Source organism: Neobacillus sp. SM06, from assembly GCF_050496765.1.
Lineage (GTDB): Bacteria > Bacillota > Bacilli > Bacillales > Cytobacillaceae > JAEVLT01.
This window is the reverse complement of sequence record NZ_JBNWEO010000011.1, coordinates 160,594-175,118: the sequence shown is the minus strand read 5'-3', so window position 1 is coordinate 175,118 and position 14,525 is coordinate 160,594. Positions and strand designations below refer to the sequence as shown.

The window sequence follows — 14,525 nt, the reverse complement described above, 5'->3', positions numbered from 1 at the left end:
GTAAGCGATTACAGCGGTTTTTATGTAATTTTTAACTATTGTAAAAAATGATTGACCGTTTTATAATGTCTACTATGAAAATACAATTGTTCGCACAAAATAGACAATTGTGAGGAGGGGTAGTATGGAGGCAATTTCCATTGGATTATTCGGCTTAGGTACAGTTGGAACTGGAGTCGTACGCATTATCGAAAGCCATCAAGATAAATTAATGCACCAGGTTGGCTGCCCGGTTGTGATCAAAAAAATCCTTGTAAAAGATGTAGCAAAACCACGCTCGGTCGATCTTGATCAAGATTTGCTGACAACGAATCCGGAAGAGATTTTGTACGATCCGGAAATCGATGTTGTCATTGAGGTAATGGGCGGAGTCGCTGAAACGAAGGATTTGCTGTTAAAAGCATTAAAAGAAGGAAAACACATCGTTACCGCGAATAAGGATTTAATGGCTCTTCATGGTTCAGAGCTGCTGACTGCGGCATCTGAAAACGGCTGCGATTTGTTTTATGAAGCAAGCGTTGCCGGCGGGATTCCGATTTTACGAGGGCTTGCAGATGGTCTGGCATCCGACCGGATCACAAAAATGATGGGGATTGTCAACGGCACAACCAATTATATTTTAACAAAAATGAACACGGAAGGGCGTGCCTATCTGGAGGTGTTGAAAGAAGCGCAGGAGCTTGGCTTTGCGGAAGCAGACCCAACAGCGGATGTCGAAGGACTGGATGCCGCAAGAAAAATGGCGATCCTCGCAACGCTTGGATTTTCGATGAAAATTGACCTCGATGATGTCGGTGTTAGCGGTATTTCCCAAATTACGGAAGAAGACTTGCGCTATGGCCGGCAGCTCGGCTATACAATGAAGTTGATCGGCTACGCACACCGTGAAGGCGAAAAAGTGGAAGTAAGTGTCCAGCCAACATTTTTACCTGACACGCATCCGCTTGCCTCCGTGCAAAATGAGTACAATGCCGTTTATGTTTACGGAGAGGCCGTCGGAGAGACGATGTTCTACGGGCCGGGCGCCGGCAGTCTGCCAACGGCAACCGCTGTTGTTTCGGATTTGGTTGGAATCATGAAAAATTTACGCCTCGGTGTAAACGGACGCAGTGCAGTGACACCGCAATTTCCCAAACATTTAAAGGATCCGTCTGAACGATTTGCCAAGTATTTTATTCGCCTCCATGTGCAAGATGAAGTCGGGGTGTTTGCTGATATTACCGCAGTATTTGCCGAGTTTGGCGTTAGTTTTGAAAAAATCTTGCAGCTTCCGGTGAAGAAAAACGAGGTAGCCGAAATTGTACTTGTCACGCATCACGCATCACTCACAAACTACGAACATATTTTACAGCATTTAAATGATATGCAAGCAGTCAAACAAATTAAAAGTTCATATCGAGTTGAGGGGAATTCACTATGAGATGGCCAGGATTAATTGAAGCATATGAAGAATTTTTGCCGGTAACCAATCAAACACCAAAGCTGACTTTAAATGAAGGAAATACACCGCTTGTTAAGCTGGAACATATTTCAAAACAGTGGGGTGTCGAGCTGTTTGTGAAAGTAGAAGGGGCCAATCCAACCGGTTCGTTTAAAGACCGCGGCATGGTAATGGCTGTTGCGAAAGCTGCTGAAGAAGGCAGCAATACGGTTATTTGTGCCTCAACCGGCAACACAAGCGCATCGGCTGCCGCTTATGCAGCCCGTGCTGGCTTAAACTGCATCATTGTCATTCCGAATGGAAAAATCGCCCTTGGAAAGTTGGCACAGGCGATGATGTACGGCGCTGAAATTATTTCGATCGACGGTAATTTCGACCAGGCGCTAAAAATGGTGCGGAAAATAAGTGAAGAAGAGCCGGTCACATTAGTCAATTCAGTTAATCCATTCCGGCTCGAAGGACAAAAAACAGCGGCCTTTGAGGTTTGCGATCAATTAGGAGACGCGCCGGATATACTGGCCATTCCGGTTGGTAATGCCGGCAATATCAGTGCCTATTGGAAAGGGTTCAAAGAATACGCGCAGAAAAAAGGCACGGGGCTTCCGAAAATGTATGGCTTCGAAGCTTCTGGTGCAGCTGCCTTGGTTCACAATCGTGTTTTTGAAAATCCGGAAACGATTGCAACCGCGATCCGTATAGGCAATCCGGCCAGCTGGAGTCTCGCTGTCAATGCGGTGAACGAATCGGAAGGCTTGTTTGACGAAGTCAGTGATGAAGAAATTTTAGCAGCTTATAAAAAATTGGCTTCCGAAGAAGGCGTATTTGCGGAACCGGCTTCTTGCGCGTCGCTTGCTGGCGTTTTTAAAAGTCTGCAAAAAGGAAAAATTGCAAAAGGCACTAGAATTGTTGCTGTTCTCACTGGAAACGGCTTAAAAGATCCTGACACCGCCATCAGTACGAGTTTGATTAAACCGGTGCAGCTGCCAAATGATGAGGAGGCAGTAGCAAAGCATATCAGGGGAGTTGTCAGTCAATGATCCTAAATGAGCGCTATATAATCAAAGTTCCGGCAAGCAGCGCCAATCTTGGACCGGGATTTGATTCCATTGGCATCGCGGTGGATTTATTTTTAACATTAGAGGTAGAGAAGGCGGTGGAATGGAGGTTTTTCACGGAAAATGAAGAGTTAAGCCAATTTCCAAGGGGTGAAGACCATTTCATTTGTCAGGTTGCACAAAAAACAGCGGGGAAATTCGGGGGGAACCTGCATCCTTGTAAAGTCAAAATGGAAAGCGATATTCCGCTTGCCAGGGGACTTGGCTCCAGTGCAGCAGCAATTATTGCTGGGATTGAGCTCGCTGATCTGGCGGCCGGCCTCGGTTTAACGAAGCAGGAAAAACTGGAGATTGCCACCGACATGGAAGGGCATCCGGACAATGTTGGCGCATCTTTGTATGGCGGCCTTGTTGTCGGCTGCTATCAGCAGGAGCAAGTTGACCTTCTCGCGTTTTCAAATTTGCAATTTGAGATGGTGGCGCTGATTCCGCGGGAAATTTTGCTGACAAAAGAGTCACGCAAAGTGCTGCCGGATATTTTTTCATACGGTAAAGCGGTGCAAGCTTCCGCGACGGCCAATTTGCTTGTTGCGGCATTGCTGTCGGAAAATTGGGAGACTGCCGGGAAAATGATGCGGCTGGATCATTTTCATCAGCCGTACCGGAAACCATTGATTCCTTTTTATGGAGAAACGGAAAAAAGGGCGCTCTGCGAAGGAGCCTTTGGGGTCGCGTTAAGCGGCGCGGGACCCACGCTGCTTTGTTTTACAGAAAAGGGTCAAGGAAAGCGGTTGGCAAGACAGCTGCAAGGTGAGTTTCCGCAAATGCAAGCGAAGCTTTTGCAAATTGAAAATCATGGCAGTGTTGTTTGCAAATTAGAAGAAGCAGTGTAAACATGCGAGTCTAAAGGTCCGTCATTTATGGCGGGCCTTTGGCCATTCGGCTTGATAAATGGTAGACAATATATACAAGGGGTTTCATACGTCCGATTTTCGTTCGCTTACATATGGGTTGTTTAGAACGCGGGAAATGGTTGCGATCGATACGCAGCTTCCATGGCAATTGCGCGGATAGGAAGCGGCTCCTCTTTACTTTTTCAAAAAAGTATACTCAAAAATGGTTTTACTTTCATTCATGAAAGGTCTATATTTTTACTAGTAGAAATATGAAAAGGCAAGTGGAGGGGATTACCATGAATGTTGTTGCATCCAACAAAGTGCAAAGCATGACAGCCAGTATTTTTCAAGAGGTGGCTGACCGAAAACTTGAAGCGATCAAAAGGGGTATGAACGTCATTGATTTAAGTGTAGGGAGCCCGGATTTTCCCCCACCTTCCTATGTGGTTGACACACTCGTAAAGTATGCGATGGATCCAACAAAGTATGGGTATACTCTTCGAGGAACAGCCGAATTTCATGAGGCAGTTTGTTATTTTTACAAACAGCGCTATGGGGTTGATTTGGAGCCGGAGGAGGAAGTGCTCCAGCTCATGGGGTCGCAGGATGGTCTTTCGCATTTGGCAACAGCATTTATCAATCCTGGCGACTATGTACTCGTTCCGGATCCGGGATATCCCATTTATGAAGAAAATGTCATTTTAGCTGGCGGAAATCTTTATTCGATGCCACTAGTAGAGGAAAATCAATTTTTGCCAAAATTGGATGAAATCCCTGAAGACATTTTAGCAAAAACGAAAATGATGATTCTCAGCTATCCAGGGAATCCGGTAACGGCTTTGGCTGACCGCGCTTTTTTTGAAAAGGTAGTGGCCTTTGCAAAAAAACATACTATTTTGGTTGTCCACGATTTTGCCTATTCTGAGTTGATTTTTGACGGAAATCCGCAAATTAGCTTTATGTCGATTCCGGGTGCAAAAGAGGTGGGAATTGAATTTAATTCCTTATCGAAGACGTTTAACATGGCGGGATGCCGCATCGGTTATGTTGTTGGCAATGCCCAGGCATTGGGGGTTTTAAGTTCGTTAAAGGGGCATGTGGATTATGGCGTCTTTTTCCCGATTCAAAAAGCAGCAACGGTCGCGCTAACTTCTGACTTTTCTGCTCTTCAAACACAAGTGAAAGAGTATGAGGTTCGCCGTGATGCGTTAATTTCGGGTTTGGCAAAAAGCGGTTGGCAAGTGGTCAAATCGCCGGCAACGATGTTTGTGTGGGCAAAGATCCCGTCAGGCTGGACATCGCGTCAGTTTGCTTTTGAATTAATTGACAAGGCTGGGGTGGCAGTTGTTCCTGGTGATGCGTTTGGAAAACTTGGGGAAGGCTATGTTCGAATTGCGCTGGTGCAGCCGAAAGAACGACTTGAAGAAGCTTGCAGCCGCATTCACGAATTTCTTTTTCAATATTCCGAATAAGCAGGTTAACCTTCTAAAAAAACAGGTATGAACATATAACAATAAAAAAGACCTTCCAGGAAGGTCTTTTCAATTTGGATATGAAAGAAGGTAGTGAATTTGCCAAGTGGGCTGCACCAAGTTGTATTGGATCTTCCGATTGAAGCGGTTTGGAATTTTGTGAAAGATATGGATCATTGGGCGCCGCTCGTTCCGGGCTATATCCAGCATGAAAAAATCAGTGAGCGCCAATCGACCTGGGAGTTTTATGGGGATTTGGGGTTTATGAAAAAGAAAGTGCGTCTGATGGTGACCATAAAAGAATGGATTGAGCCGACAAAGGTTACGTTTGATTTGAAGGGATTGAACGAAAATTTTGCCGGGAATGGATATTTTGAGGCGGAGAAAATGGGGGAAAGCCGTACAAGGATGACGGGGTTTCTCAATATTGAAGCCGAAGGAATAATGGCCAAAATGGTCAACAGTGTGCTAAAAACGTCGATTCCATCCATGGCAGAAGAACTAACAGATGCCATTGCAGCGAAAATGAAGTAGAATCTTCCAGTTTATAGAAAACTCAATCCCAAAAAATGATAATCGCGCCCTATTCTCTTAAAAAAGAAGGAAACAGGGCGCGAAAAACAGGGGAAAGAGCAAGTCGACTGCTGCCATTTTCCCAATAAACAATCAAACGGTTCGCCGCCAATCCAGCGAATCTTAGTTAATCAGCGCCTGAAGCGGTGCGGGAATTCTTCCACCGCGATTGATCATTTTTTCCGAATGATATGGGTTCACGCCCATGACGGGAGCACGTCCAAGCAGTCCGCCAAACTCGATCATTTCACCCTCTTTTTTTCCTGGAACGGGAATCACCCGTACCGCAGTCGTTTTTTTGTTGATCATCCCGATCGCGGCCTCGTCAGCGATCATGGCTGAAAGAGTCGCAGCAGGAACATCGCCAGACACCGCGATCATATCCAGTCCGACCGAGCACACACATGTCATTGCCTCAAGTTTCGCCAAACTGAGCGCGCCATCGACAACACCGCGAATCATTCCATTATCCTCACTGACAGGAATAAATGCCCCGCTCAAGCCGCCAACATAAGAGCTTGCCATTGCCCCACCTTTTTTGACCGCATCGTTCATCAGCGCCAAAGCGGCAATTGTTCCATGGGTTCCAACCCGTTCCAGACCAATCTCCTCCAGAATATCTGCGACGCTGTCATGAATGGCATTTGTCGGTGCAAGGGACAAATCCATAATTCCAAACGGAACGCCAAGCCTTTTGGCAACAATTCGTCCTATCAGCTCGCCAGCACGCGTAATTTTAAAGGCAGTTTTTTTAATAATATCGGCCGCTTCGCCAAGATCGGCATCAGGGTGGCGTTTCAAAGCATTTAAAACAACACCCGGTCCGCTGACGCCAACATTGATAACCGCTTCCCCTTCACCAGCACCATGAAAAGCCCCGGCCATAAACGGATTGTCTTCAACCGGATTGCAGAAAACGACAAGCTTGGCGCAGCCGATTCCGTTTTGGTCTTTTGTTAATTCCGCTGCTTCTTTTAAAATAAAGCCAAGCTGGCGAACAGCATCCATATTAATTCCAGCCCTTGTTGTTCCAACGGAAACTGAGCCGCAAACGCGTTCTGTCTCGCTGAGCGCTCTTGGCAAGGAAGCAAGCAATGTTTCGTCTCCTTTGGAAATTCCTTTGTGGACAAGTGCTGAAAAACCGCCGATAAAATCAACCCCCAGTTCCTTTGCGGCACGGTCGAGGGTTTTGGCAAGTTCAATCGCCTGCTCTACCGTTGCTGAACCAAGAATTTCGGCAATCGGTGTAATCGAAATGCGCTTGTTAATAATGGGAATGCCGAATTCTTTTTCGACGTCTTCTGCAGTTTGCTTTAAATTTTTAGCATACTGCATAATTTTTTCATAAACCCGTTTATTCATTTTGGCAAAATCGGAATCACTGCAATCACGAAGATTGATCCCCATTGTTACCGTGCGGATATCAAGGTTTTCCATTTGTACCATGCGAATCGTTTGGATGATTTCATCCATCGCTATTGTCATTTGTCCCATCCTCTCTTGCGGTTAAAATTAGATCCGGTGCATCGCTTGAAAAATTTCTTCAAGCTGAATATTGATTTTTAATCCCATTTCATCTGCAGCGGCGGAAAGTTCCTCACGCAGCTTTGACAAATTTTCATTGGCGGAAACATCAATGATCATCATCATGGTGAAAAAATCTTGAAGAATCGTCTGACTGATATCCAAGATGTTCATCTGATTGTTCGCTAAAATAGTTGTTACCCTTGAAATAATCCCAACCTGGTCTTTCCCAATGACACTAACTACTGCACGTCTTTTCTCCATATATGCCACCTCATTTAGAAAATAAAAAAAGATTGGATTTGCTCCAATCTCAAGAAATGAAGAGTATGCAATTTTGCTTGCCATCACTCTTCTGTCCTTTTGCCTGAGATTGTGAATCCTTCGGCGCCGCAAATTGGCGGTCTCTCCAGAAGCTGCTCCAGTTATAGTGTGATCCATAACCTTCGTCGCTTTATTGAAATTAAAGAAATCGTATCAATTCCCGGCAGAGAAGTCAATAAAAAATTGTTTAACACTTTAAAGCGAAGGGAAAAGGAACGATCCATTCTCCCTCGCTCTCCTAGTCATTTGCTAAAGTTACTGCCGTATCGGAAGTCGTTAAATCGACTTGCAGTTGTTCAGTCAAATCATATGGATGATAAAATCCTCTGGAGACCATGTAAGCGCTGATCTTCTCATGCGTTTCAATTGCCTCTCGTAATTGCTCTCTTAAAACCGCTTTTAACTCGGGAGTAGCCGCTTCAGTAAGGGCAATGGTGTAGTTTTGCACGCCAGATTTTGCCGAAAGTAAGAAATCAGTCGCAATGACTTGATCTGTCAATCCGCCCATTCCCATCATGTTTTGTAAAAATTGATTCATTGAACTTCCTCCCGATTGGTTAAAAAATTTTGCAATTGCTGTATATGTCTCGATCCGGATGCTGCATCATTGGCTAAAAGTGCTTTCAGCTCTTCGTCTTGCGCCAATGCGCCCATCGTTGTTGCTTTCGTCAAACATAGACTTTTAAACGTTAACAGTTCATGAAGTTCAAGGGTTTCGTGCAATCCCAGAAATTTTGCCATAAAGTTATCCCCCTCACTAACATCATTTTGCTCGTTTTATGTTTTCTGGGAAAAAGAACAATTATGCATCGGTTTTCCACCTGAAAGATTCTCCCATGAATAGGGAAAAAGTACATTTGGAAAAATAGATCATTGGAGGTGATTTTATGGAACAGGAAAGTCTGGCGCTCCATGAAACAATGGAAACACATGAAATTCTGAACTTTAAAACCGTTTGTTTGCTCGGTCAAAATTGCTGCAGGGATTATGCTTTGACAATGAATTAAAGGCATTGATGGAAAAAGATGTACAGCAATCAATCCGTGATCTAAATGAATTGCTTCATTTTTATAAAACAACCAATGAGGGAAGCAAAGCATGGCTACGAAGTATTCGACACCAGAACGGATCAATGCATAAAAGTTGTCTTAAAACCATGAAAATAAAGTCCTTATCAAGAGTGGTAAGGACTCGGTTTGTTTTTAGCAAAATAGCAGACAAATGGACAGGGGTTCGGTAAAATAAAAGGGAATGAACGAATTCAAAAAAATCTGCTCATGGAAAGTTTGAACTTTTTGTGAATAAATAAAAGAAAGACTTTACATAGGGTAGGGGGGTATAGTAAAATAAAATCCGTAAAGGAGGGTGTTAGAGGATGAATCAAATGGATCCGCTCAATGATGCTCCCCAGTGCAATGGTGAATGCCATACATCTTCAACAGTCCGGAAAAGCCATCATTCAGAAAATACAAAAAAAAATCTGATTACCCGCTTAAACCGTATCGAGGGTCAGATTCGCGGCATTAAAGGATTGATTGAAAAAGACACGTATTGCGATGATGTCATTACACAAATTGCTGCAACACAAGCAGCTTTAAACAGCGTCGCGAAAATCCTCCTTGAAGGCCACATGAAAAGCTGTGTAGTGGAACGGATTCAAGAAGGCGATCGCGAAGTTGTCGACGAGTTGCTTACCACAATACAACGGCTTATGAAAAAATAAGCCACTATTCGAAAGGAGTTTTTCACATGGAAAAAATCACATTAAACGTTCAAGGAATGTCTTGCGGCCACTGCGTTAAAGCAGTAGAAGGCAGTGTAGGTACCCTAAGCGGCGTCAGCTCTGTTAAGGTAAACTTAGATGCGGCCACTGTTGATGTTGAATTCAATCCACAAGAAGTCTCCCTCGACAAGATCAAAGAAACGATTGATGATCAGGGTTACGAAGTTCAATAAGAGGCTTTTGGCGCTCAACAATCAAAAAAGACGTGCTAGGCAATAGCACGTTCTTTTCTTTTGAAAAGTATACCTATACAGGTATAAGGAGCTGGTTTTAATGAGTGAGAATCTAAAAGAAACCAATTTGCAAATCTCGGGCATGACGTGTGCGGCATGTGCACTTCGAATTGAAAAAGGACTAAACAAGCTGGAAGGTGTAGAAATTGCCAGCGTTAATCTAGCATTGGAGAAATCTGCAATAAAATATGATCCGGCAAAAATAAAGTTGGAAGCTATTCAAAAAAAGATTGAAGACCTTGGCTATGGCGTGGTTACCGAAAAAGCGGATTTTGAGATAACAGGGATGACTTGTGCAGCCTGCTCGGCAAGGATTGAAAAAGGTTTAAACAAACTGGACGGTGTCGTAAAAGCCACTGTCAATCTGGCATTAGAAAAAGCATCAGTCGAATTCAATACGGCGATTTTGTCGCCAAGCGACATTATCAAAAAAGTCGAAAGCTTAGGGTATGGAGCAGCAATTAAAGAAGATGCGCAACATACTGCAGACCATCGCCAGCAGGAAATTGAAAAGCAAACGAGCAAATTTGTGTTTTCGGCGATTTTGTCGCTGCCGCTTGTATGGGCAATGGTCGGCCATTTCTCGTTCACTTCATTTATTTGGGTTCCAAAAATGTTTATGAATCCATGGGTTCAATTGGCATTGGCAACACCCGTACAATTTTTCATCGGCAAGCAGTTTTATGTCGGTGCGTATAAATCATTGAAAAATGGCAGCGCCAATATGGATGTATTGGTTGCGCTCGGCACATCGGCAGCCTATTTTTACAGCCTGTATTTATCATTGGTATCCATTGGCCAAAATGCCCATACAGTCGAACTTTATTATGAAACAAGTGCACTTTTAATTACATTGATTATTTTAGGAAAATTGTTTGAAGCAAAAGCAAAAGGCCGTTCATCTGAAGCGATCAAGAAATTGATGGGCCTTCAGGCGAAAACTGCTACTGTGGAACGGGACGGCGCTGAGGTGGAAATACCACTCGAACAAGTGGTTGTTGGCGATACTCTCCACATCAAACCAGGTGAAAAAATTCCGGTTGACGGAAAAATTATTGATGGCCGCTCAGCGATTGATGAGTCCATGCTGACAGGGGAAAGTGTTCCGGTTGACAAGGAAGCGGGCGATGAAGTCATTGGTGCAACGCTGAATAAAAACGGCTTCTTAAAAATGAAGGCAACAAAAGTCGGCCGCGATACCGCACTCGCGCAAATTATAAAAGTGGTCGAAGAAGCGCAAGGATCGAAAGCGCCGATTCAGCGTCTTGCTGACAAAATTTCCGGTGTATTTGTTCCGATCGTTGTTGGTTTAGCTGTTATCACCTTCTTTATTTGGTATTTGTGGGTAACACCGGGCGATTTTGCCGAATCGTTGCAAAAAATGATCGCTGTCCTTGTGATTGCGTGTCCTTGTGCATTAGGATTAGCGACGCCGACTTCTATTATGGCCGGATCAGGGAGGGCTGCCGAATATGGAATTCTGTTTAAAGGCGGTGAACATCTTGAAATGACCCACCGCATTTCGGCGGTTGTGCTTGATAAAACGGGGACAGTAACAAACGGTACCCCTGTGTTAACAGATGTTTTTCCGGCGTCTTCGCAAACAGAAGAGTCATTCCTTGCCCTTATCGGTTCTGCTGAAAAACAGTCGGAACACCCGCTTGCACAAGCGATTGTTCAAGGAATTAAGGAAAGAGGTATTGCCTTTAAAGACACAAGCCATTTTGAAGCGATTCCGGGATTTGGAATAAAGGCCGTGGTTGAAGGAAAAGAGTTGTTGGTCGGGACTCGGAAATTAATGGAGAAGTACGATATCGCCATTGAAAATGCCAATGAAATGATGGAAAAACTCGAAAAGAACGGAAAAACCGCTATGATTGCCGCGATCGATGGCGACTATGCCGGGATTGTCGCGGTTGCCGATACGATTAAAGAAACGTCAAAAAGAGCAATCCAACGCCTGAAAGACATGAAACTTGAAGTGTACATGATCACTGGCGACAATCAACAAACCGCAAAAGCGATTGCATCCCAAGTTGGGATTGACCATGTCATCGCCGAAGTGCTGCCAGAAGGCAAAGCAGATGAAATCAAGAAACTGCAGGCACAGGGCAAGAAAGTTGCGATGGTCGGCGATGGAATTAACGACGCGCCTGCCCTTGCAACAGCAGATATTGGCATGGCGATCGGCACCGGCGCGGATGTGGCCATGGAAGCAGCCGATATTACGCTGATCCGCGGCGATTTGAACAGTATTGCCGACGCGATTTTTATGAGTAAAAAAACGATCAGCAATATAAAGCAGAATCTTTTCTGGGCTCTTGGCTACAATTCCCTTGGTATTCCGGTTGCCGCAATGGGCTTTTTGGCGCCATGGCTTGCAGGTGCAGCAATGGCGTTCAGTTCGGTTTCCGTTGTTCTCAATGCCTTAAGATTACAAAAAGTCAAATTGTAGAGGTGTTTGCCATGATAAAAAAATGGGCAATTGCTGCGGTTGTGTATTTGATGATCGTCATGGCTGGATACAGTCTGTATGTGGCGATAGCAGGATGAGTGAGCAGCAAAAATGAATCACTAAAAAACAGGGAGCTTCGTTTGCGCTCCCTGTTTTTTTAGTGGATGATGCCCCGTTCAAAGTGGTTCATTTCCGTCAGTTCAATCATATAGTCGTAGTTATTGATTAAATTTTTTAGGTTTTCATGTTCTTCTTTTGTCAATTCAGGGTTGTCAAGTTTCTTTAGCACGTTCATTTTCTGGAGTTCCAATTGCTCTTTCACATCCAAATAGTCCATGGTCAACACTCCTTTAAATAGATAAACTATATGCTAATCTTATTTTAAGACGGAAAAAGCGCTTGCAGAAGGAGGCAGTTGTTGCGAAAAAGTGACGTTGCTGTTACAAAGTTAGTACAATTCCGAAGAATTCAATTTATTTTGAGGATCATTCAGTTGAGACATGTTTCACTGGCTGAATGTGCGGCATGAACAGCCAATCGTCGGAGATTTTCTGCAAACTTTTTTGACAGTTTTGCGCTATAATCAAAGCAAGTAAAAGGTTTCCACTTCAGCGATGAAGGCAAGAATGAAAATGTGTTTGAGAGCAGTAACTTGATGAATGATTATGGATGGAGTCCGTCATGAAAAAAAATTCAATTTTTAACAGTGTTTCAATTAAGCTGGGTCTTTTGTTCAGCAGCATTTTTCTATCCTTGCTGCTGATCCTTGGCGCGATTTTATATGGAGTGTTTACCAATTTGTTTGTCGATTTTGTCACGAAGGATTTGCTTGTCCGTGGCGGCAACCATGCAAAAGCGTTAGCAAGCGACTTCAGCCAGGAGACGATCCGTCATGTTCTTTCAATGGAAAAAGGAAGCACAGCCCGAGTGGTGATAACCGACGCAAATCAGAAGCTTATTGGGTCTTCTGAGCCAATGGATGCGGATATGCAAAACCATCTCCTGAAACTCAAAAATCAAACACTCAATAAAATTATCGACAAGGATTGGAAAAATCATCAGTACATGGTCACCATTTCAACAATTGAAAAAAACAAAGGGTATGTTTATATGTTTTATCCGTCCAATGTTTTGCGTGAAATGGATTTGGTTTTAAAAATCTTGATTCTTGCGGCAAGCTTCGGAACCATTTTTATTGCGTTAGGCTTAATTGGCATTCTCTCACGAAGATTGACAAATCCGTTGTTAATTATGAAAGATGCCACGAACCGTATGGCTCTCGGAAAGTATCAGCAGCAAATACCGGCAAAAGGGAACGATGAGATCGCCCAGCTTGCCAATTCCATTCAGCAATTGGGAGAAAAATTGCAGTCATACGAGGACACGAGAAATGAATTCTTAAACGCGGTGTCCCATGAACTGCGCACGCCGCTGACGTATATTAAGGGATACAGTGATATTCTGAACAAGGGAATCATTAAAAGTGAAACAGAACAAAAGGAATATTTGCAAATTATTCATAATGAAGCAAAACGGGTTGCCTTTCTTGTGGATGATTTGTTCGAAATGAGCAAGCTTCAAGTCGGTGAGTTTACGTTGCATAAAGAGGATACAGACGTACAATCCCTGCTAGAAAAAGTCATTGAAATATTTAAACCTGCTGCTGCTGAAAAAGGGCTTAAGCTCAATGCCCGTTTGAAAGAAAAGATTCCGAAGTTGATCATTGATGCCCATCGGATGGAGCAGGTATTATATAACCTGATTGAAAATGCCGTAAAATATACCGAACATGGTGCGGTAACGATCCGAACGTCTACCCAAAAAGAATGGATCGGGATTGAAATCAGCGATACGGGCATTGGGATTCCAAGTCAAGATTTATCAAAAATTTGGGATCGCTTTTATCGGGTTGATAAATCTCGAACACGCAAAACCGGAGGAACAGGGCTTGGATTGTATATTGTTAAACAAATCATCGAAGCGCACAATGGCCGAATCGAAGTTCGCAGCACGGAAAATACGGGAACAACCTTTACGCTTTTTTTACAAAAATCGCGGAAAGTCGCCCACCAGGGGAGGAAAACAAAATGATGAAAATTCTTGTTGTCGATGATGAAAAAGAGATGCGGCAGCTGCTAAAGATCTATCTCCAGCAGGAGAATTACCAAGTCGAGGAAGCGGCTGATGGGAGCGAGGCCTATCAGAAAATTTTAAAGAATGATTATGATTTGATGATTTTAGATGTCATGATGCCGTTAATGGATGGCTGGGAAACGATTGAGCAAGTGCGAAAAGTCTCCGATCTTCCGATTATTTTGCTGACAGCAAAAGGGGCAATTGAAGACAAGGTGCAAGGTTTGTCAACTGGTGCAGATGATTATCTTGTCAAGCCGTTTGACGCGGCGGAGTTAATCGTTCGAGTCAAGGCGCTGTTAAGAAGGGCGAAAAAAGCAAATGATTCAGATGAGTGGTTGAAATATAAAGGGATTACTTTGAATTTAGCGGAGCGATCGGTGATGTACGAGGGACAGATGATCAATTTAACACAAACAGAGTTCGACCTGTTGGAAATGTTCCTCAGCCACCGGGGGAAAGTTTTTTCCCGGGAACAGTTGGTTGAACTGATTTGGGGGATGGAATTTACCGGCGATGATCGGACAGTGGACTCGCATATCAAAAATCTCAGAGAAAAGCTCCATGCCTTCGGAATTGATAAATCGTTTGTGAAAACCGTCTGGGGCATTGGCTATAAAGTAGAATAAGGTGAGA

General features: G+C 43.8%; 15 protein-coding genes, 1 pseudogene and 1 riboswitch. Of the genes and pseudogenes, 11 read left to right on the top strand and 5 right to left on the bottom strand.

What is annotated here, in order from left to right; genetic code table 11:
- Positions 1–124 precede the first annotated feature (124 nt).
- The 5 genes from ACQYAD_RS04185 to ACQYAD_RS04165 all read left to right on the top strand — a co-directional run bounded on the left by ACQYAD_RS04185 (position 125) and on the right by ACQYAD_RS04165 (position 5,398).
- Positions 125–1,420, top strand: coding sequence for a homoserine dehydrogenase (locus ACQYAD_RS04185; protein ID WP_430235865.1), 1,296 nt, complete (start codon positions 125–127; stop codon positions 1,418–1,420).
- Positions 1,417–2,478 (top strand): threonine synthase, encoded by a 1,062-nt coding sequence (gene thrC / locus ACQYAD_RS04180; RefSeq protein WP_430235863.1) that lies wholly within the window; start codon positions 1,417–1,419, stop codon positions 2,476–2,478. Before ACQYAD_RS04185 ends, thrC begins: the two co-directional genes overlap by 4 nt.
- Positions 2,475–3,389, top strand: coding sequence for a homoserine kinase (gene thrB / locus ACQYAD_RS04175; protein ID WP_430235861.1), 915 nt, complete (start codon positions 2,475–2,477; stop codon positions 3,387–3,389). The genes thrC and thrB overlap by 4 nt, the downstream gene beginning before the upstream one ends.
- A 299-nt stretch (positions 3,390–3,688) precedes the next feature.
- Positions 3,689–4,864: an LL-diaminopimelate aminotransferase gene (locus ACQYAD_RS04170; protein ID WP_430235860.1), complete on the top strand. Its 1,176-nt coding sequence runs from the start codon at positions 3,689–3,691 to the stop codon at positions 4,862–4,864.
- Between the two features lie 93 nt (positions 4,865–4,957).
- Positions 4,958–5,398, top strand: a complete 441-nt coding sequence (locus tag ACQYAD_RS04165) for a CoxG family protein (protein WP_430235858.1) — start codon at positions 4,958–4,960, stop codon at positions 5,396–5,398.
- A gap of 162 nt (positions 5,399–5,560) precedes the next feature.
- Here ACQYAD_RS04165 and ACQYAD_RS04160 read toward each other — a convergent pair whose 3' ends face one another.
- From ACQYAD_RS04160 to ACQYAD_RS04145, 4 genes are all read right to left on the bottom strand, one after another.
- Positions 5,561–6,922, bottom strand: a complete 1,362-nt coding sequence (locus ACQYAD_RS04160; protein ID WP_430235856.1) for a PFL family protein — start codon at positions 6,920–6,922, stop codon at positions 5,561–5,563.
- A 27-nt stretch (positions 6,923–6,949) separates the two neighbouring features.
- Positions 6,950–7,225, bottom strand: a complete 276-nt coding sequence (locus tag ACQYAD_RS04155; protein ID WP_430235854.1) for an ACT domain-containing protein — start codon at positions 7,223–7,225, stop codon at positions 6,950–6,952.
- Positions 7,226–7,306: 81 nt separating this feature from the next.
- Positions 7,307–7,384, bottom strand: a riboswitch (glycine riboswitch).
- Between the two features lie 139 nt (positions 7,385–7,523).
- Positions 7,524–7,823 (bottom strand): spore coat protein, encoded by a 300-nt coding sequence (locus ACQYAD_RS04150; RefSeq protein WP_430235852.1) that lies wholly within the window; start codon positions 7,821–7,823, stop codon positions 7,524–7,526.
- A complete protein-coding gene (locus ACQYAD_RS04145) occupies positions 7,820–8,026 on the bottom strand; it encodes a hypothetical protein (RefSeq protein WP_430235851.1) in 207 nt (68 codons plus the stop codon). The genes ACQYAD_RS04150 and ACQYAD_RS04145 overlap by 4 nt, the downstream gene beginning before the upstream one ends.
- 146 nt (positions 8,027–8,172) lie before the next feature.
- On the opposite strand from ACQYAD_RS04145, the pseudogene ACQYAD_RS04140 reads away from it, so the two are divergent.
- The 4 genes and pseudogenes from ACQYAD_RS04140 to ACQYAD_RS04125 all read left to right on the top strand — a co-directional run.
- A pseudogene (locus tag ACQYAD_RS04140) lies at positions 8,173–8,360 on the top strand (spore coat protein); the annotation flags it as partial.
- A 309-nt stretch (positions 8,361–8,669) separates the two neighbouring features.
- A complete protein-coding gene (locus tag ACQYAD_RS04135; RefSeq protein WP_430236100.1) occupies positions 8,670–9,008 on the top strand; it encodes a metal-sensitive transcriptional regulator in 339 nt (112 codons plus the stop codon).
- A gap of 26 nt (positions 9,009–9,034) precedes the next feature.
- Positions 9,035–9,241 carry a copper chaperone CopZ gene (gene copZ, locus ACQYAD_RS04130; protein ID WP_430235848.1) on the top strand — a complete coding sequence of 69 codons (207 nt, stop codon included), beginning with the start codon at positions 9,035–9,037 and terminating at the stop codon, positions 9,239–9,241.
- Positions 9,242–9,341: 100 nt separating this feature from the next.
- Complete coding sequence (locus tag ACQYAD_RS04125) at positions 9,342–11,756, top strand: heavy metal translocating P-type ATPase (RefSeq protein ID WP_430235846.1); 2,415 nt, start codon at positions 9,342–9,344, stop codon at positions 11,754–11,756.
- Between the two features lie 157 nt (positions 11,757–11,913).
- On the opposite strand, the gene ACQYAD_RS04120 is transcribed toward ACQYAD_RS04125, so the two are convergent.
- Complete coding sequence (locus tag ACQYAD_RS04120; RefSeq protein ID WP_430235843.1) at positions 11,914–12,093, bottom strand: DUF3896 family protein; 180 nt, start codon at positions 12,091–12,093, stop codon at positions 11,914–11,916.
- Positions 12,094–12,437: 344 nt separating this feature from the next.
- Here ACQYAD_RS04120 and ACQYAD_RS04115 point away from each other — a divergent pair, with 344 nt between their 5' ends.
- Positions 12,438–13,847: a sensor histidine kinase gene (locus ACQYAD_RS04115; protein ID WP_430235841.1), complete on the top strand. Its 1,410-nt coding sequence runs from the start codon at positions 12,438–12,440 to the stop codon at positions 13,845–13,847.
- Complete coding sequence (locus ACQYAD_RS04110; RefSeq protein WP_430235839.1) at positions 13,844–14,518, top strand: response regulator transcription factor; 675 nt, start codon at positions 13,844–13,846, stop codon at positions 14,516–14,518. The genes ACQYAD_RS04115 and ACQYAD_RS04110 overlap by 4 nt, the downstream gene beginning before the upstream one ends.
- The last annotated feature ends 7 nt before the right edge of the window (positions 14,519–14,525 follow it).

Coding starts and splice junctions, on each gene's coding strand:
- ACQYAD_RS04115 (WP_430235841.1), top strand. CDS start 12,438: ATGAAAAAAAATTCAATTTTTAACAGTGTTTCAATTAAGCTGGGTCTT.
- ACQYAD_RS04125 (WP_430235846.1), top strand. CDS start 9,342: ATGAGTGAGAATCTAAAAGAAACCAATTTGCAAATCTCGGGCATGACG.
- copZ (WP_430235848.1), top strand. CDS start 9,035: ATGGAAAAAATCACATTAAACGTTCAAGGAATGTCTTGCGGCCACTGC.
- ACQYAD_RS04170 (WP_430235860.1), top strand. CDS start 3,689: ATGAATGTTGTTGCATCCAACAAAGTGCAAAGCATGACAGCCAGTATT.
- ACQYAD_RS04145 (WP_430235851.1), bottom strand. CDS start 8,026: ATGGCAAAATTTCTGGGATTGCACGAAACCCTTGAACTTCATGAACTG.
- ACQYAD_RS04150 (WP_430235852.1), bottom strand. CDS start 7,823: ATGAATCAATTTTTACAAAACATGATGGGAATGGGCGGATTGACAGAT.
- ACQYAD_RS04160 (WP_430235856.1), bottom strand. CDS start 6,922: ATGACAATAGCGATGGATGAAATCATCCAAACGATTCGCATGGTACAA.
- ACQYAD_RS04120 (WP_430235843.1), bottom strand. CDS start 12,093: ATGGACTATTTGGATGTGAAAGAGCAATTGGAACTCCAGAAAATGAAC.
- ACQYAD_RS04185 (WP_430235865.1), top strand. CDS start 125: ATGGAGGCAATTTCCATTGGATTATTCGGCTTAGGTACAGTTGGAACT.
- ACQYAD_RS04135 (WP_430236100.1), top strand. CDS start 8,670: ATGGATCCGCTCAATGATGCTCCCCAGTGCAATGGTGAATGCCATACA.
- ACQYAD_RS04155 (WP_430235854.1), bottom strand. CDS start 7,225: ATGGAGAAAAGACGTGCAGTAGTTAGTGTCATTGGGAAAGACCAGGTT.
- ACQYAD_RS04110 (WP_430235839.1), top strand. CDS start 13,844: ATGATGAAAATTCTTGTTGTCGATGATGAAAAAGAGATGCGGCAGCTG.
- thrB (WP_430235861.1), top strand. CDS start 2,475: ATGATCCTAAATGAGCGCTATATAATCAAAGTTCCGGCAAGCAGCGCC.
- thrC (WP_430235863.1), top strand. CDS start 1,417: ATGAGATGGCCAGGATTAATTGAAGCATATGAAGAATTTTTGCCGGTA.